Here is a 17,563-nt window from a genome sequence, read left to right as displayed (position 1 = left end):
CGCGCACGACCACCAGCACCCGCCCTCCGACCAGCAGGCCGCGCCGCGCCTCGGCGCCGTTCGCACGCTCTGGCGCCTGCACACCTTCGTCGGCCCGGCGATGCCCGCCATCGTCGGCAGCATGTTCGCCTATCTCGCCGCGCAGCTCATCGCGCTCGCCGTGCCGCAGGTGCTCGAGCAGATCGTCGACGGCCCGCTCGCGCACGGCGAGCGCGACCAGGTGGTGCCGCTCGCGCTGCTCGTGTTCGGGCTCGGCGCCGCCGAGGCCGCCATGTTCGCGCTGCGGCGCTGGCTCGTGATCGGGCCGACGACCAAGATCGAGGCGCGGATGCGCAACGCGCTCTACGCGCGCCTCCAGGACCTGCCGGTCAGCTTCCACGACCGCTGGCCGAGCGGCCAGCTCCTCTCCCGCGCGGTCAGCGACCTCGGGCTCATCCGGCGCTGGCTCGCGTTCGGGCTCATCCTGCTCGTCGGCAACCTGCTGGTGCTCGTCGCCGGTGCCGTGATCCTCATCTCGATGAGCTGGGTGCTCGGCATCGTGTTCCTCGCCTGCGCCGTGCCGCTCTGGATCGTCGGCTACCGCTTCGAAGGGCGCTACTCCGAGGTGGCCCGCCGCAGCCAGGATCAGTCGGGCGACCTCGCGACGATGGTCGAGGAGTCGGTGCACGGCATCCGCGTGCTGAAGGCCTTCGGCCGCGGCAAGCACGCGCTGCGCTCGTTCCGCGAGCAGGCCGAGTCGCTGCGCTCGACCGAGATCGAGAAGGCCAGGCTCGACGCGAACATCTGGGTGTGGATCCTCATCGTGCCCGCCGTCGCGCTGTCGATCTGCCTCGCACTCGGCGTCTGGATGGCCTCGCAGGGGCAGCTCTCGGTGGGCCAGCTCGTCGCGTTCTTCGCGACCGCGGCGGTGCTCGCCTGGCCGATCGAGTCGATCGGGTTCCTGCTCGCGTTCTCGCTCGACGCGCGCACCGCGACCGACCGGTTCTTCGACATCATGGACACCGAGAACGAGATCACCGACCCCGAGCGCGCCGCCGCGGTCGAGCGCCCGCGCGGCGAGCTCGCGTTCAACGACGTCCACTTCCGGTACCAGGACTCGCCCGACCGGTTCGGCGACCTGCTCGACGGCGTCGACCTCGTCCTGCAGCCGGGGGAGACGATGGCGCTCGTCGGACTCACCGGTTCGGGCAAGACGACCATGACCGCGCTCACGACGCGGCTCTACGACGTCACCGACGGTTCGGTCACGATCGACGGCGTGGATGTCCGCGCGCTCACGCGCGACGAACTGCGGCGTCACATCGCGATGGCCTTCGAGGACGCGACGCTGTTCTCGGCGTCGGTGCGGGACAACGTGCTGCTCGGCCGCCCCGAACTCGGCCGCGAGGCAGCCGACGCCGACCCCGCGGTCGCCGCCGAGGCCGAGCGGGTGCTCGACGAGGCCCTGCGCATCGCGCAGGCCGGCTTCGCGTACGACCTGCCCGACGGCGTCGACACGAAGGTCGGCGAAGAGGGCATGAGCCTCTCGGGCGGGCAGCGGCAGCGGCTCGCGCTCGCGCGCGCCGTCGCGGCGAAGCCGTCGGTGCTGGTGCTCGACGACCCCCTGTCGGCGCTCGACGTCGCCACCGAGGCGCGGGTCGAGGCAGAGCTGCGCACGGTGCTCGCCGAGACCACGGCGCTGATCGTGGCGCACCGCCCGTCGACCGTGATGCTCGCCGACCGGGTCGCGCTGCTCGAGGAGGGGCGCATCACGGCGGTCGGCACCCATTCCGAGCTGCTGCGCGAGTCCGAGCACTACCGGTACGTCATCTCCAGCCTCGAAGAGGACGAGCGGCGCGCGGAGGCCGAGGCATCCGACCGATTGCTCGACGACGACCGGAAGGAGGCGATCCGATGAGCACGGTGATCGGCGTGCAGGGCGAAGAACGCCACGAGTACACGAAGGCCGAGTCGAAGGCGCTGCGCATCCGCAGCCTGCGGCTGCTCGGCTCGCTGCTGCACCCCGTGCGGCGGCTGCTGTGGGCGACGCTCGCGATCGTCGTCGTTTCCACGGCCGCGCAGGTCGCGGGGCCCGCGATCATCGCATTCGGCATCGACCAGGGGCTTCCGGCGCTGCTCGCGCAGGACTGGATGCCGGTGGGCCTCGCCGGCCTCGCCTACCTGCTCACCGGTGCCGTGGGCGCGTTCCTCATCGCGGCGTACATCCGGCTCGCGGCGCGGATCAGCCAGGCCGTGCTCATCGACCTGCGGACGCGGGTGTTCCTGCACACGCAGAAGCTCTCGCTCGAGTTCCACGAGTCGTACACGTCGGGCCGCATCATCTCGCGCCAGACGAGCGACCTCGACGCGATCCGCGAGCTTCTCGACGAGGGCATCAACCAGCTCATCCGCGGCGTGCTCTACATGGTGTTCACCGCGATCGCGCTGGTCTGGCTCGACTGGCTGAGCGGGCTGGTGCTGCTCGCGGCGCTCGTGCCGCTGGCGTTCCTCACCCGCTGGTTCCAGTTGCGCTCGCAGGCGTACTTCCGCCGCTCGCGGGTGGCGAGCGCGAAGCTCATCGTGCAGTTCGTCGAGACCATGACCGGCATCCGGGCGGTGCAGGCGTTCCGCAAGGAGTCGCGCAACGAGCGCGAGTTCGGCGAACTCGTCGAGGACTACCGCGACGTGAACGCGCGCGTGCTCGGGCTGTTCGCGATCTACAACCCGCTGCTCAACCTCATGGGGTACGCAGCGGTCGCGGCGGTACTGCTCATCGGCGGGTTCCGCGTCGTCGACGGCGGCATCGAGGTCGGCGTGCTGCTGGCCGCGGTGCTGTACACCAAGCGGTTCTTCGACCCCATGGAAGAGCTCGCGATGTTCTACAACTCGTACCAGTCGGCGGCGAGCGCGCTCGAGAAGATCTCGGGCGTGCTCGAGGAGGAGCCGAGCGTGCCCGACCCGTCCGAGCCGGTCGACCTCTGGACGGCATCGGGCGACGTGCGCTTCGACGGCGTCGAGTTCGCGTACACGCCCGACCGGGTCATCCTGCCGCGCTTCGACCTCGAGATCCCGGCGGGCCAGACCGTCGCGCTCGTCGGGTCGACCGGTGCCGGCAAGTCGACGCTCGCGAAGCTCATCGCTCGCTTCTACGACCCGTCGACCGGAACGGTGAGCCTCGACGGCGTGGACCTCGCGCGGCTGCACCCGAAGGACTTGCGGCGCGCGATCGTCATGGTCACCCAGGAGGCGTACCTGTTCAGCGGGTCGGTGGCCGACAACATCGGCCTGGGCCGGCCGGATGCCCCGCTCTCCGAGATCGTGCGGGCGGCGAAGGCCGTCGGTGCGCACGAGTTCATCGAGTCGCTGCCGAACGGCTACGACACCGACGTGAACAAACGCGGAGGCCGGGTGAGCGCCGGGCAGCGCCAGCTCATCTCGTTCGCGCGGGCGTTCCTCGCGAACCCGGCCGTGCTCATCCTCGACGAGGCGACGAGCTCGCTCGACATCCCGAGCGAGCGCGCCGTGCAGGACGGGCTGCAGACCCTGCTCGCAGGGCGCACCGCGGTCATCATTGCGCACCGGCTCTCGACGGTCGCGATCGCCGACCGGGTGCTCGTGATGGAGCACGGCCGCATCGTCGAGGACGGCTCGCCCGACGAGCTCATCGGCGGCGGCGGCCGGTTCGCGGCCCTGCACTCGGCCTGGAAGGACTCGCTCGTGTAGTGCCGCGCGCCCCCGCGCCCGGGTCGCGACCGCCCGCCCGCCCGCCCGCCCCCCGCCCGCCCCCGCCGGCGCCCGCCCGCGCGCGCCGGCGCGCGCCCGCCCCCGCCGGCGCCGTGCCCGGCGCGCGCCCGCGCCGCTCCTCGCGCGCGCCACGTCGGCAACCTCCGCGCCACATCGGCTGGCGCAGAGGCCGCCGAAGTGGCGCAGCGGCACGAGCCGGGGCCGGGGCCGGGCGCCGGGGCCGGGGCCGGGCCGGGGCCTGGGGCCGGGGCCGGGGGCACCGGACAACTGCGGGCGGTCAGCGGCGCGAGCGCAGCGGCGTCCGCACCAGGCCGTCGCCGCGGGGCAGCTCGCGGCGGCGCGCCTCGGGCAGCCACCACACGAGGTTGCCCCAGACGAGGATGAAGACGACGACGGCGACCGACGTGCGCGGCAGCGGGTCGAGCCCAGACAGCGCGAGGTCGACGACGAGGCCCGCCGCCAGCGAGTACGCGCTCGCGATCAGGGGGAGCGACATCCAGTCGATGCCGTTCGAGCGGGTGCGCGCGGCACGTCCGAACCGCACGGGCAGCCAGCCCACCGTGAGGGTGAACGCGGCGAGGATCGCGCAGACCGTGAGGATCGGCAGATCCGAGGCGAGCGGCGGCTGCAGCACCCGTTCGACCCAGTCGGGCACGCCGGCCGGCCACTGCGCGGCGGCGAGCTGCAGCGCGGGCAGCACGCCGCCGAGCAGCGCGAAGACGGCGAGCAGGCCCGCGCTGCGGATGCGCCGGCCGCGCACGGTCGTGCGTCGGGCCGCGCTCGTCGATCGCACCGAGAGGGCGACGAGCACAACGGTCACGCCGGCGCACAGCACGATCATCACGAGGTTCACGCGGGCGAGTGCGATCCACAGCGGCGCGAGGCTCGCGAGGGCGACGAGGCCGTAGCGCAGGGTCGGGCCGATCGCGTGCCGGCGGGCGTCGGAGACCTGGCGCCGCAGGTCGCCGTCGGGCAGCGCCCGCGCCACCGCCGCCCACCGCGCGAATCCGCGGGCGACGCCGATGCCGAGCGAGACGACCACCACGCCGAGCACCGACCAGGCCACGCCGACCGCGAGCGCAGAGGGTGCGAAGGTCGTCCAGGTGAGCAGCCAGGCCGCCGCGGCGACGATGCCGGCCACGGCGGCGAGCCGCGCCGGATCGGCCGCGGTCGGCAGCACCACGAAGACGGGCCGCAGTACGGCGAGCACGAGCTGCATCACCACGAGCACCACGCGGTTCGCCGGTCGGGCGGCGCGGTCGAGCTGGCGCAGCGCGCGCGAGGCGAGCGCGAACCGGTACGACGGGGCGAGGTTCCAGAGCGTGTCGGTTCCGGCGCGCATGCGCGCCCGCAGCCGGTCGGCGTCGTCGGGCGCGTCGGGCGCGACCGTCCGGGAGAGCGGCGCAGCCACGGGGTCGGGTGCCGCTCCGTCCGGCTCCGCGGCTCCGGATGCCCCCCGGGCGCGCCGTCCCTCACGAGCCGCCGCCGCATCGGCACGCGCAGATCGCGCCGGCGAGGCATCCGCGCTCGAGGTCGTCGCCTGCCGCTCCGCATCCCCGCCGACCGCGCCGTCGAACGGCGACTGCTCTCGGTAGCGCGGCTCGTCGGCCTGCTCCAGCACCGTGCCCTGCACCCGCCGCACGCGATCGGCGACCTCGTCGGCCGGCAGCTCGCGGCCCAGGTACCTGACCAGCCCGGCCGACCCGTCGAGCCGGCCCCACCACCAGTCGTTCACCCGCCACTCGGCGGCGAGGAACCCGAGGAAGTTGCCGACGCCGTACCCCGCGAGCTTGGTCTGCCGGTCGAGCGGCACCGCCTCGGGCGTCCGCAGGTCGTCGGCGATGCGCGTCGCCGACAGCCGCGGCGTGCGCAGCAGCGTCTGCAGCCGGGTATGGAACTTGTCGTCGAGCAGTGCGGTGTACGCGCGCGGGTTCGCCGGCTCCTCGTCGACGCCGATCGCCCAGTACGTCACCTGCGAGAGCGAGGGCGGCACGCCGCCGGCGTTCATGAGCGGCGCGAGATCGACGGCGGAGAGCGAGCCGGCGACCCGGTGCACCGCGCGCCACGGCGACGATGCCCACGGCTCGGGCGGGGCTTCGCCGCGGTCGGATGCCTCGCGCTCGACCTCGGCGCTGCGGTGCACGAGGTCCGTCAGGGCGGAATCCAGCGCACGCCAGTGCGGGGCGGTGCGGATCTCGTGCTCGGTCGCCGTCCAGCCCGAGAGCCAACGGTCGGCGTCGGCCACGGTCGGCGCGTCCCGCGGGCCGAGCCGGCGCAGGCGATCGAGCAGCACCTGCTCGACGAGTGCGTCGCGGCTGCCGGTGGCGTCGACGAGTGCCGCGTACCCCGCGCGTCGCACCGAGGCGAGCACCAGCCCGCGGCGGGAGCCCGGGGCATCCGGAACCGTTTCGAGCGCGCGCGCCCACGCGAGCACGCAGTTCGCGGCATCGGTGAGGGCGACGGGTCCGGCGAGGGTCGCGTCGCACCGGGCGGCGTCGTCGGCGAGGTCGACCCAGTGGGCTTCCGCCCGACGTTGGAGCACGCCGAGCGACTGCCGGTCGATCGGGGGATACGCCCGCCGTCGGCGGCCCGGACTGTGCAACTGCCAGAGCGAGGGCTGGGCGAGCGCGTCGCCGAGCTGTTCGGCGACCTGCGCGCCGAGCGATCGCACGTAGGCGCGCCGGCGCTCGCGCACCGCCTCGAGGGTCGTGGCCGCGCCCGCCGCGAGCGCCGCCCCGCTCAGCCGGCGGCCGTCCTCCACGAGCCGCTGCCCGTTGAACCGGCCGAGCTCGGCGGCCTCGTGCGCGACCGACTCGCGCCGGAAGCTGCGCGAGAGCATCGCCCCGATCGCGCGGAAGTACCGCGACGCACCCGGATCCCACGGCGCCGGGCCGCCGAGCGGCGGGTCGGGCTCGGGGTCGAGGAACAGCAGCGTGCGATCGGCGAGCCGCCCCGACGGCAGCAGCTTCGCCGCCCGCAGGGCGCGGTCGATGGGCACGTTGTCGAACACCGCACCGTCGATCACCCGGTACGGCTCGCCGCGGCGGGCCCGGTGCACCGCGAACGCGAACCGCAGGTCGCCGCGCTCGGCGACGGTGCCGGGCTCGGGCGGCGGCGGATCGGCTGCGGCCGGGTCGCCCGGCAGATCGGCGTCGCCCGGCCCCGGCCACTCGGTCGACGGGATGCGGGCAGGCTCGAAGCCGCCCGCGAGCGACGACGTCGAACGGGCCGCGAGCGCGAGCTGCCAGAGCTGTTCGAGGTCGTCGGCGAGCTTGCCCGGATAGTCGGGCGCGCCGCGCCGGGGGATGAGGTTGTCGAGGTGGTGCCGGTCGCTGCCGACGAAGTGGAAGTGCCCGCGGCCGTCCGAGGCATCCTCTTCGTATTCGTCCTGCGCGTCGATGACGGTCGTCGAGAGTTCGACGCTGACGTGCTCGGCCACCAGGTCGTCGTGCCCGCCGCGTGCCAGGTACAGGTCGCCGAGCGCGGTGCGCACCCGCCGCCGGAAGTACCCCTCGCCGCGCATGATGGCGAGGATGCCGCGCTCGCCGGGCTCGTTCAGCAGGCCCCAGAACCCGCCGACCGTGCTCCACGTGCGCAGCAGCCCGTCGAGCGACATGCCGGCCCGCTGGGCGACCGCGTACACGACGGCGTTGAGCCCGCCCGCGCTGGCGCCCGCGAGCAGGTCGACCTCGACGCGGTCGTAGCCGGCGAGATCGAGCAGGGCGGCGTACTCGGCGACGCGCCGCTCGATCGCGGGCGACGGCTCGGCGCCCCGCGAGCACGGCACGATCGCCCACGTCTCGTCGCCGACGTCCACGAGACGGATGCGACGCAGCAGGTCGACCTCGGCGGCGACTCCGCCGATCCAGACCGCGAGGCTCACCCCGCCGCGCATCGCGAGCGCGATCCGCAGCGTCCGCGTCGCCGACGGCAGCGGCTCGTGACCGGTGCGCGCGCGGATCGCGGCGCACTCCTGCGCGATCGAGCGGCCGGGCGGCAGGAACACGACCCGGACGCGGCGTCGTTCGCGGCGCGGGGAAGCGGCTGCGGCCATGGGGTCCTCTCGGCAGGTGGCGCATGCGATGGCCGCCGATCCGCGCGGCCCGATGGCTCCGAGTGTGGCACGCCGGGGCGGCGGGCGCACCGGTGCGCGCCCTGAGCAGGGGCGCGGGCGGGCGAGCGGCCGCCGCGCCCCCGAGCGGTGGCCGACCGGGTGTCCCCTGAACGCGGGTCGGGCCCTGCACTGTCCGGCCGCGCCGAAGGCCGGTATCCTCACGTTGCAACGGGGATGATCCCGGGGTGGCGCGTGCGCGCAGCGATCGGAGTGAGATCAGATGCCGGAGACCGACACAGCACCGCTCCGAGTCGCGATCGCCGACGACGCGCTGCTGCTGCGCGAGGGCATCCAGAAGGTGCTCGAGTCGGGCGGCATCCAGGTCGTCGCCTCGGTCGGCACCGGCGACGAACTGGTCGACGCGGTGCACGCCGGCGGGGTGGATGCCGCGGTGCTCGACATCCGGATGCCGCCGTCGTACCGCGACGAGGGCATCATCGCGCTCGAGACGCTGCGCGCCGAGCAGTCGCAGGTCGGCGTGCTGCTGCTGTCGATGTACGCGACCCCCGAGTACGCGGTGCGCGTCATGGGCGCCGGCAGCGGCACCGGCTACCTGCTGAAGGAGCGCGTCTCGGAGCCGCAGACCCTCGTGCGCGCCATCGAGACCGTCGTCTCGGGCGGCTCGGTCGTCGACCCCGAGGTCGTCGAACAGCTCGTGCAGCGCACCCGCGCGGACGACCCGCTCGCGCGCCTCACCGAACGCGAGCGCTCGGTGCTCGAGCTCATGGCGCAGGGCTACTCCAACGGCGGCATCGCGCAGACCCTCTTCCTCGGCCTGAAGACGGTCGAGACGCACGTGCGCAGCATCCTGCAGAAACTCGATCTCGAGGAGTCTCCCGAGCACCACCGTCGCGTGCTCGCCGTGCTCACGCTCCTCGGCGAACGCTGATGGCCCCCGGCCGGAACGGCCGGATCGTGCGCCGCAGCGCGGTCATCGCGGGGGCGATCGCGCTCAGCCTCGCGATGGAGGTGTCGGGATTCCTCGCCACCCCGGCCGCCGAACGCGGCGAGGTGTCGTACGCCACGATGCACGCCGCGGTGCCGATCGTGTTCGCCGTCTGCGCCGGCGTCGCCTGGCGGATCGGCCCCACCCGGCTGCCGTCGCGGCTGATGATCCTGTTCGTGGTGCTGTGGATCCCGCAGTCCTTCTACCGGGTGATCGAGGACGTCGGCTGGCTGTGGCCGATCGTGCGCGGCATCGACCTCGGCTGGGCCGTGGTGGCCGGCATCCTCGTGCTCGTCTACCCGCGCGGCTGGCTCGACGACCGGTTCGGGCGGTGGGTCGCGGGCATCGCGTTGTCGGCCTCGGTGGTGAACCTCCTCGGCGTGCTGCTGCTCGCCGGCCCGGGCGACGTGCCGTGCGAGTGCGCGCCCAACCCGTACCAGGTCGCCGACGCGCCGCTGCTGTTCACGATCGGCGACTACACGTACCGGTTCATCGGCGTCGCGCTCGCGTTCGCGATCGCGGTGCGGCTGCTCGTGCGCTGGATGCGGGGGAGCGTGCCCGCCCGCGCGGTCGCGTTCCTGATGCCGGTGGCGCTGCTGGCCTGGGTGACCACGCTCGCCGCGCAGGCGATCGTGTACGCGATGTCCACCACCAGCGAGACGGTGCTGCAGACCGTGTCGCTGCTGGCGATCGCGTCGGTGCCCGTGAGCTACGTCGCCGGCGTCGCGCACGCCGGCAACATGCGCTCGCGGGTCGCCGACCTCATGCGCATCACCCGCGAGGGCGCCGACCGCGGCCTCTGGGCGGAATCGCTCGCACGAACCCTGCGCGACGACTCGGTCCGCGTCTTCTGGTGGGACGAGGAGCGCGGGCGCTACGAGGACGCGCAGGGCGTGCCGATCAGCCCGGCGGACTCCGACCCGCGCGGCACGCACAGCATGCTGCCGGTCGCGTCGCCGCAGGGCGTGCCGATCGCGCTCATCCGTCACGACCGCGTGCTCACCGAGAACATGCGCCTGCTCGAGGGCGTGTCGAGCGCTCTCCGGCTCTCGGTCGACAACGGGCGGCTGCGATCCGAGGTCGAGCGCACCCTCGACCAGGTGCGTCAGTCGCGCCAGCGCATCGTCGAGGCCGGCATCGAGGCGCGGCGGCGCATCGAGCGCGACCTGCACGACGGAGCCCAGCAGCAGCTCGTGCTGCTCGGCATGCGGTTGCGCATCGCGGCGAACCGGGCGACCGAGCTCGGTGACGCCGACCTCGCCCACGAACTGGACCGGGCGATCGAGATCCTGAACCAGGGGTTGCGGGAGCTGCGCGAACTCGCGCACGGCATCCACCCGAGCCTGCTCTCGTCGGGCGGGCTCGCACTCGCCGTGCCCGAGCTCGCCGGCCGCTGCCCGATCCCCGTCGAGGTCGACGTGCAGGCCGAGGGCCGGCTGCCCGAGATCATCGAGACCACCGCGTACTTCGCGATCGCCGAGGCGCTCGCCAACGTCGCCAAGCACTCCGAGGCGACCCGCGCCTGGATCCGGGCGCACGTGGTCGACGGCGAACTCGTGCTCAGCGTGCGCGACAACGGGCGCGGCGGCGCGTCGCTCGAGGCCGGCACCGGCATGCTCGGCATCGGCGACCGGGTGGACGCCGTCGGGGGGCGCATCGACCTGGTCAGCCCGGCCGGGGCCGGCACCACCATCACCGTGCGCATCCCGTTGCCCTGATCCGCGGCGCCGGCCGCTGCGGGCCGGGCGCGATGCGGTGCCGGGCGGTGCCGGGCGGTGCCCGGCCGCTGGCTCGGGAGGCTACGGCCGCCAGCGTGCGGACGCGAGGTCGATGCGGTAGCCGTCGACGTCGTCGGTCGGATGCAGCGGGGTGCCCTCGGCCGCATAGTGCTCGCGTGCCCGCTCGGCATGACCCGCCGGCGGGCGGCCTCCGGCGCGGACGACGCGCCACCACGGGACATCCGAGCCGTACCGGGCCATCACCTGCCCGACCGCGCGCGCACCGCGCGAACCGAGCAGCGCCGCGATGTCGCCGTAGGTCGCGACCCGCCCCGCCGGGATGTCGGCGACGACCGCGAGCACCGCCTCGACGAAGCCGACGGGGTGAGGCATCCGGCCCGCTAGGCCTGCAGCTGCAGCGCGCCGATGACGTCGCCGTACGCGGTCTCGCCCACGTCGACGAAGCCGATCTTGTGGAAGAACTTCTCGGGGCCGAGCTCGCCCGGCTCCCACAGCACGGTGATGCGGTCGAACCCGCGGCGCACCGCCTCGTTCGCGAGCGCCTCGGCGAGGAACCGCCCCACGCCCTTGCCCTGCACGTCGGCGTCGACGTTGATGCGCCAGATGCAGGCCCGGAAGAAATCGTGCGCGTTCTCGGGGTCGAAGTTGCCGTGGATGAACCCGACCACCCGGTCGCCCGAGAGCGCGACGCGCTGCCACGCGGTCGCGGGATTCACGACCGACGCTTCGGCCGAGTAGGTGACCGGGGCGATGAACTGCTCCTGGCCGGGCTTCAGCGACAGTGTGTTCGCCGCGACGATGTTCGACGCGTTCAGTTCCTCGAGTCGCAGCTCAGCCATGCAGCGAGCCTAACCGAGGGCCGCCCCGGGTGGTCAAGCGGATGTCGCAGGACCCGCGCGGATGTCTCGATGTCGAGATATCCACGCGACGCGGTAAACTGGCCCGCGGCGTGCTCACGCCCACCGCCGGTTCCCGCGCCCCGCAACGAACGGGCTCACTTCCCGCCCGCACTCAAGGAGACATCCCTTTGTCCAAGATCAAGGTTGAAGGCACCGTCGTCGAGCTCGACGGCGACGAGATGACCCGCATCATCTGGCAGGCCATCAAAGACCAGCTCATCCACCCGTACCTCGACGTGAACCTCGAGTACTACGACCTCTCGATCCAGAAGCGCGACGAGACCGACGACCAGATCACGGTCGACGCGGCCAACGCGATCAAGAAGCACGGCGTCGGCGTCAAGTGCGCGACGATCACGCCCGACGAGGCGCGCGTCGAGGAGTTCGGCCTGAAGAAGATGTGGCGTTCGCCGAACGGCACGATCCGCAACATCCTCGGCGGCGTGATCTTCCGCGAGCCGATCATCATCTCGAACATCCCGCGGCTCGTCCCCGGCTGGAACAAGCCGATCATCGTCGGCCGCCACGCGTTCGGCGACCAGTACCGGGCCACCGACTTCCGCTTCGAGGGCGAGGGCACCCTCACCATGACGTTCACCCCGAAGGACGGCTCGGAGCCGCAGTCGTTCGAGGTGTTCCAGTCGCCCGGCTCGGGCGTCGCGATGGGCATGTACAACCTCGACGAGTCGATCAAGGACTTCGCGCGCGCCTCGCTGAACTACGGCCTGGCCCGCAACTACCCGGTGTACCTGTCGACGAAGAACACGATCCTGAAGGCCTACGACGGTCGCTTCAAGGACCTGTTCCAGGAGGTGTTCGACACCGAGTTCAAGGCGAAGTTCGACGAGGCCGGCCTCACCTACGAGCACCGCCTCATCGACGACATGGTCGCCGCCTCGCTGAAGTGGGAGGGCGGCTACGTCTGGGCCTGCAAGAACTACGACGGCGACGTGCAGTCCGACACGGTCGCGCAGGGCTTCGGCTCGCTCGGCCTCATGACCTCGGTCCTGGCCACGCCCGACGGCAAGGTCGTCGAGGCCGAGGCGGCGCACGGCACCGTCACGCGCCACTACCGTCAGCACCAGCAGGGCAAGCCCACCTCGACGAACCCGATCGCCTCGATCTACGCCTGGACGCGCGGCCTCGCGCACCGCGGCAAGCTCGACGGCAACCAGGAGCTCATCGACTTCGCGTCGACGCTCGAGCAGGTCGTCATCGAGACCGTCGAAGGCGGCGCGATGACGAAGGACCTCGCGCTGCTGGTCGGCCCCGAGCAGGGCTACCAGACGACCGAGGAGTTCCTGAACTCGATCGCCGCCAACCTGCAGGCGCGCCTGGCCGCCTAACCCCCACCCCCGCCCCCACCCCACCCCGCCCCCCCGCGCCCCCATCCGCAGGTGCGCAATTCAGGACGGCGCCCGGCGTGTCGCGCCGACACGCCGGGCCCACGCGCGACACGCCGAGTGCGCTCCTGAATTGCGTACAGGGGTGCGGGGGAGGGGCGGGCAGGATGGGAGCATGGCACGCCTCGTGCGGATGGCCCGGCGCTCCTGGGCGGTGACCCTCACCCTCGCGGTCGGGCTCGCCGGCATCGTGCTCGCCCTGTTCGGCGCGGGCGCGGCGGTGCAGTGGCTCTTCAGCGGCTACGCGCTCGCGATCGCCGCGTGGCAGGCGGTCGGGATGCTCCGCCGGCTGGCGCACGGCAACTGGGGCCTGGACGTGCTGGCGATCGTCGCGATCGTGTCCACGGTGCTCGTCGGCGAGTACGTGGCCGCGCTGGTCGTGGTGCTCATGCTCACGGGCGGCGAGGCGCTCGAGGACTCCGCCAACCGGCGGGCGAAGCGCGAACTCGACGCGCTGCTGCAGCGCAGCCCGCAGCGGGCGCACCGCATCGAGGCCGACGGCATCGTCGACGTCCACGTCGACGACGTGCGACCGGGCGACGTGCTGCTCGTCCGGCCGAGCGAGATCGTGCCGGTCGACGCGGTGCTCGTCTCAGGAGCGACCGCGGTCGACGAGTCGCAGCTCACCGGCGAGAGCGTGCCGGTCGACAAACGCCAGGGCGACCGGGTGCTGAGCGGGTCGGTGAACGGGCAGACCGCCGTCGAGGTGCGCGCCGAGGCGACCGCGGCGGACTCGCAGTACCAGCAGATCGTGGCGCTCGTGGCGCAGGCGTCGGAGTCGAGGGCGCCGGTCGTGCGCCTCGCCGACCGCTTCGCGGTGCCGTTCACCGTGTTCTCGCTCGCGCTCGGCGCGGTCGCCTGGTGGGCGTCGGGCGACCCGGTGCGCTTCGCCGAGGTGCTCGTGCTCGCCACCCCCTGCCCCCTGCTCATCGCGGCGCCGGTTGCGTTCATCGGCGGCATGAGCCGCGCGGCGCGCAACGGGTTCGTGGTCAAGTCGGGCGGGGTGCTCGAACAGCTCGCCTCGGCGCGCACGGCGGTGTTCGACAAGACCGGCACGCTCACCCGCGGCGCGCCCGCGCTCACCGAGGTGCGCCCGCAGCCGGGGTTCGGCGCCGACGAACTGCTCGGGTTCGTCGCGAGCGCCGAGCAGTACTCGTCGCACGTGCTCGCGGCGTCGATGATCGCCGCGGCGCGGGAGCGGGGCATCCGGTTGGCCGAGGCGACGCACGCGACCGAGCAGGCGACCAACGGCGTCGTCGCCCGGATCGACGGCCGCGAGGTCGTCGTGGGCAAGTTCGCGTTCGTCGCGGCGCACGCCGCCGACGCCGAGCGCACCGAGATCGCGCCGGGGGAGCTGGCCGTGTACGCGGCGGTCGGCGGCCGGTACGCCGGTACGCTGCTGGCCGCCGACCGGATCCGTGCGGAGGCGCGTCCGACGCTGGAGCGGCTCGCCGCGCTCGGCGTGCGCCGCACCATGATGCTGACCGGCGACGCGCAGGCCACGGCCGATCACATCGCGGCGGAGCTCGGCCTCTCTCGGGTGCGCGCCGACTGCCTGCCGGTCGACAAGGTGCACGAGGTCGAGGCGATCGACGAGCGTCCGGTGATCATGGTGGGCGACGGCGTGAACGACGCCCCGGTGCTCGCGGCGGCCGACGTCGGCGTCGCGATGGGGGCGAAGGGGGCGACGGCCGCGAGCGAGTCGGCCGACGTCGTGATCCTCGTGGACGACCTGTCGCGGGTCGCGAAGGCGGTGGAGGTCGGGCGGGACACGGTGCGGATCGCGCTGCAGAGCATCTGGGTCGGCATCGCGGTGAGCGTGGGGCTGATGGTCGTGGCCGCGTTCGGGGTCATCCCGGCGACCGCGGGCGCGGTGCTGCAGGAGGTCGTCGACCTCATCACGATCCTCGCGGCGCTGCGCGCGATCGGGGGCCGGCTGGATGCCCGGGCGGCACGGCAGGCTCGTGGTGCGGCGGTGGGCGAGGCGCCGGCGGCGGGCCGCGCAGCGTCCGCGCCCGGGCCGACGCCGCGTGCGGACGCCCCCTGATCACGAGTCGGTAACGGCGCCGGAATTCTCCGGAAGAGGGTTGCGCCTGTTTTGTTCGTAAGGTTTACTAACAAACGTGACTGCAACGGATGCACCCCGCGGAACGGCCCCGGCCGAGCCCGCCGTGATGACGGTTCCCCCGGCCGTCGGGTATGCTCCCGAGCTGCGCACCACCCCCTCGGGCGCCGTCGGCCGGGCCCTGCGCCCCACCGCCAAGGTCCTCCCCGAGCACGCGCGCAGCCACAACCGGTCGCTCGTGCTGCAGACCCTCTACACGTCGGGTCCGCTCAGCCGTGCCGACGTCGCACGGGAGACCGGCCTCACCCGCGTCACCGTCTCCGACCTGGTCGCCGAGCTCATCGGCGAGGGCCTCGTCGTCGAGCTCGGCACCCGCGAAGACGCCCGGCCCGGCAAACCGGCCACCCTGCTCGACGTCGACCGCGCCGGATTCCAGATCGTCGGCATCGACCTCTCCGACCACGACCTGCTGCACGGCGCCGTCGTCGACCTGGACGGTCGCGTCCTCGCCCGCGCCGACGTCGCCCTCGACGGGGCATCCGGCGAAGACGCCGCCGACCTCGTCAGCGAGCTGGCCGCCCGACTGGCCGCGCTCGCCACCGCGCCGCTGCTCGGCGTCGGCATCGGCAGCCCCGGTGTGGTCGACCCGGCCGGCGTGGTGCGATCGGCGCCGAACCTCGGCTGGACCGACCTGCCCCTGCAGGCCCGGCTCGCCGGCGAACTCGGCGTGCCGGTGCACGTCGCGAACGACGCGAACGTCGCGGTGCTCGCCGAGCACGGGGCATCCGGTGCCGGTGATCTGCTGCTCGTGAAGGTGGGCCACGGTGTCGGCGCCGGCCTCATCATCGGCGGCCGGCCGGTGATCGGTCCCGGCTTCGCCGCGGGCGAGATCGGCCACGTCGTGATCGGCACCGACGGCGGCCCGCGCTGCGCGTGCGGCAAGCACGGATGCCTCGAAGCCTGGCTCGCCGTGCCCCGCCTCGCCGCCCAGCTCGACGAGGCCGGCGCACCCGCCGGCGACGACGCGCAGGCCGACGCGGCCGCACAGGCCGCCCACGAAGAGGTGCTCCGCGAAGCGGGGCGCCGGCTCGGCATCATCCTCGCGCCCGTCGTGGGCGCGCTCAACCTGTCCGAGGTCGTGCTCAGCGGCCCGGTCGAACTGCTCGACGGTCCGCTCCTGGAGTCGACCGTCGACGCGATCCGGAACCGGACGATGGCGGAACAGCACCGCGACCTCCGGATCCGGATGACCACGCATGGGCAGGACATCGTCCTGCGCGGCGCGGCCGTCATGGTCCTGTCCGGACAACTCGGCGTCTCGTAGCAGGGACCCCGAGGCACCAAGGGCGACAGCCCCCCTGCTGTCACTCCATCCATGAAAGGAAGCAACGCAATGAGGAAACTCGGCATCGTGGCGCTCGGCGCCGCCGCTGCGCTCACCCTCGCCGGTTGTGCCGCCAACGGAGGCACCGACGCCTCGAGCGAGGAGGGCGCCGAGATCCGCGTCTGGCTCGTCGGCATCGACACGCCCGACGCGGCGCGCGAGTACCTGGTCGACACCTTCGAGGAGCAGAACCCCGGTTCGACCCTGGTGATCGAGGAGCAGTCGTGGGACGGTCTGGTCGACCGCCTCACCACCAGCCTCTCCGGCTCCGACAGCCCCGACGTGGTCGAGGTCGGCAACACGCAGGCGTCGGCGTTCACGTCGGCCGGCGCGTTCCTCGACCTGACCGACCACTTCGAGGAGCTCGGCGGCGACGACCTGCTGCCCGGCTTCGTCGAGGCCGGCACCTACGACGGCAAGTTCTACGCGGCGCCGCTGTACTCGGGCTCGCGCCTCGTCTTCTACAAGAAGGACGCGTTCGACGCGATCGGCGCGACCGTGCCGACCACGCTCGACGAGTACGTCGCCACCGGTGCGGCCCTCGCGACCGCCAACCCCGGCAAGTCGGGCATCTGGTGGCCCGGCCAGGACTGGCGCAACGCCCTGCCCTTCATCTGGGAGAACGGCGGCGAGGTCGCGGTTCCGGACGGCGACCAGTGGGACGCGCAGCTCAGCTCGCCCGAGTCCATCAAGGGTCTCGAGCAGGTGCAGCAGGCCATGAGCACCGCCTCGGCCGCGCCGAAGGACGCGAACGAGACCAGCCCCGAGGTCGGCTTCTGCGACGGCACCACGCTGCAGCTGTCGGCTCCGAGCTGGGTCAAGTGGTCGATCCTCGCCCCGGTCGACGCCGAAGCCCCCGGCTGCCCCGACCAGGAGGCCAACCTCGGCGTCTACGCCCTCCCGGGCAAGGACGGCGGCGCGGCGCAGGTCTTCGCCGGCGGCTCGAACATCGGCATCTCGGCGAAGTCGGCGCACCCCGAGCTCGCGCTCGAGGCGCTGAAGATCATCCTCTCGGACGAGTTCCAGACGATCTACGCCGAGAACGGCCTGGTTCCGGCCAAGCTCTCGCTCGCCGACAAGCTCGGCACCGACGAGGTCGCCCAGGCGATCGCGGCGGCCGCCGGCAACGCGAAGCTGACCCCGGCCTCGCCGCGGTGGGCCGACGTCGAGGCTGCCCGCATCCTCGAGGACCTCTTCGTGAACATCGCCCAGGGCGGCGACGTGAAGGCGCTCGCTGAGGAAGCCGACGCGCAGATCGAGGACATCCTCAACAGCTAGTCGGTCCGCCGA

11 protein-coding genes are annotated in these 17,563 nt (G+C 73.2%); 8 read left to right on the top strand and 3 right to left on the bottom strand.

The genetic code is table 11. The annotated features are described in order from the left end of the window. Positions 1-100 precede the first annotated feature (100 nt). Both MTO99_RS10020 and MTO99_RS10015 read left to right on the top strand, forming a co-directional pair. Positions 101-1,897: an ABC transporter ATP-binding protein gene (locus tag MTO99_RS10020; RefSeq protein ID WP_243559050.1), complete on the top strand. Its 1,797-nt coding sequence runs from the start codon at positions 101-103 to the stop codon at positions 1,895-1,897. Further along, positions 1,894-3,702: an ABC transporter ATP-binding protein gene (locus MTO99_RS10015; protein WP_243553480.1), complete on the top strand. Its 1,809-nt coding sequence runs from the start codon at positions 1,894-1,896 to the stop codon at positions 3,700-3,702. Before MTO99_RS10020 ends, MTO99_RS10015 begins: the two co-directional genes overlap by 4 nt. 298 nt (positions 3,703-4,000) lie before the next feature. On the opposite strand, the gene MTO99_RS10010 is transcribed toward MTO99_RS10015, so the two are convergent. Next, positions 4,001-7,777 carry a DUF3376 domain-containing protein gene (locus MTO99_RS10010; RefSeq protein WP_243553479.1) on the bottom strand — a complete coding sequence of 1,259 codons (3,777 nt, stop codon included), beginning with the start codon at positions 7,775-7,777 and terminating at the stop codon, positions 4,001-4,003. A gap of 280 nt (positions 7,778-8,057) precedes the next feature. Here MTO99_RS10010 and MTO99_RS10005 point away from each other — a divergent pair, with 280 nt between their 5' ends. Further along, positions 8,058-8,726 (top strand): response regulator transcription factor, encoded by a 669-nt coding sequence (locus MTO99_RS10005; protein WP_243553478.1) that lies wholly within the window; start codon positions 8,058-8,060, stop codon positions 8,724-8,726. Next, the gene (locus MTO99_RS10000; protein WP_243553477.1) at positions 8,726-10,501 is read left to right on the top strand and encodes a sensor histidine kinase; all 1,776 of its coding nucleotides are present in this window, start codon (positions 8,726-8,728) and stop codon (positions 10,499-10,501) included. Before MTO99_RS10005 ends, MTO99_RS10000 begins: the two co-directional genes overlap by 1 nt. Positions 10,502-10,582: 81 nt before the next feature. Here MTO99_RS10000 and MTO99_RS09995 read toward each other — a convergent pair whose 3' ends face one another. Together MTO99_RS09995 and MTO99_RS09990 are read right to left on the bottom strand one after the other, a co-directional pair. Beyond that, positions 10,583-10,894, bottom strand: coding sequence for an MGMT family protein (locus tag MTO99_RS09995; RefSeq protein ID WP_243553476.1), 312 nt, complete (start codon positions 10,892-10,894; stop codon positions 10,583-10,585). A gap of 8 nt (positions 10,895-10,902) precedes the next feature. Next, the gene (locus MTO99_RS09990) at positions 10,903-11,361 is read right to left on the bottom strand and encodes a GNAT family N-acetyltransferase (protein WP_243553475.1); all 459 of its coding nucleotides are present in this window, start codon (positions 11,359-11,361) and stop codon (positions 10,903-10,905) included. Positions 11,362-11,549: 188 nt separating this feature from the next. On the opposite strand from MTO99_RS09990, the gene MTO99_RS09985 reads away from it, so the two are divergent. The 4 genes from MTO99_RS09985 (at position 11,550) to MTO99_RS09970 (ending at position 17,551) form a co-directional block, all read left to right on the top strand. Then, positions 11,550-12,767 carry an NADP-dependent isocitrate dehydrogenase gene (locus MTO99_RS09985; RefSeq protein ID WP_243553474.1) on the top strand — a complete coding sequence of 406 codons (1,218 nt, stop codon included), beginning with the start codon at positions 11,550-11,552 and terminating at the stop codon, positions 12,765-12,767. Between the two features lie 172 nt (positions 12,768-12,939). Continuing rightward, positions 12,940-14,871, top strand: coding sequence for a heavy metal translocating P-type ATPase (locus MTO99_RS09980; protein WP_243553473.1), 1,932 nt, complete (start codon positions 12,940-12,942; stop codon positions 14,869-14,871). A gap of 76 nt (positions 14,872-14,947) precedes the next feature. Then, positions 14,948-16,213: an ROK family transcriptional regulator gene (locus MTO99_RS09975; protein ID WP_243553472.1), complete on the top strand. Its 1,266-nt coding sequence runs from the start codon at positions 14,948-14,950 to the stop codon at positions 16,211-16,213. 69 nt (positions 16,214-16,282) lie between these two features. Beyond that, positions 16,283-17,551, top strand: a complete 1,269-nt coding sequence (locus tag MTO99_RS09970) for an extracellular solute-binding protein (protein WP_243553471.1) — start codon at positions 16,283-16,285, stop codon at positions 17,549-17,551. The last annotated feature ends 12 nt before the right edge of the window (positions 17,552-17,563 follow it).

Source organism: Agromyces larvae (assembly GCF_022811705.1).
GTDB classification, from domain to species: domain Bacteria; phylum Actinomycetota; class Actinomycetes; order Actinomycetales; family Microbacteriaceae; genus Agromyces; species Agromyces larvae.
Note: the sequence above shows the minus strand (reverse complement) of the source record. Positions and strands in the feature narration are given on the sequence as shown.

Coding starts and splice junctions, on each gene's coding strand:
- MTO99_RS10020 (WP_243559050.1), top strand. CDS start 101: ATGCCCGCCATCGTCGGCAGCATGTTCGCCTATCTCGCCGCGCAGCTC.
- MTO99_RS10015 (WP_243553480.1), top strand. CDS start 1,894: ATGAGCACGGTGATCGGCGTGCAGGGCGAAGAACGCCACGAGTACACG.
- MTO99_RS10010 (WP_243553479.1), bottom strand. CDS start 7,777: ATGGCCGCAGCCGCTTCCCCGCGCCGCGAACGACGCCGCGTCCGGGTC.
- MTO99_RS10005 (WP_243553478.1), top strand. CDS start 8,058: ATGCCGGAGACCGACACAGCACCGCTCCGAGTCGCGATCGCCGACGAC.
- MTO99_RS10000 (WP_243553477.1), top strand. CDS start 8,726: ATGGCCCCCGGCCGGAACGGCCGGATCGTGCGCCGCAGCGCGGTCATC.
- MTO99_RS09995 (WP_243553476.1), bottom strand. CDS start 10,894: ATGCCTCACCCCGTCGGCTTCGTCGAGGCGGTGCTCGCGGTCGTCGCC.
- MTO99_RS09990 (WP_243553475.1), bottom strand. CDS start 11,361: ATGGCTGAGCTGCGACTCGAGGAACTGAACGCGTCGAACATCGTCGCG.
- MTO99_RS09980 (WP_243553473.1), top strand. CDS start 12,940: ATGGCACGCCTCGTGCGGATGGCCCGGCGCTCCTGGGCGGTGACCCTC.
- MTO99_RS09970 (WP_243553471.1), top strand. CDS start 16,283: ATGAGGAAACTCGGCATCGTGGCGCTCGGCGCCGCCGCTGCGCTCACC.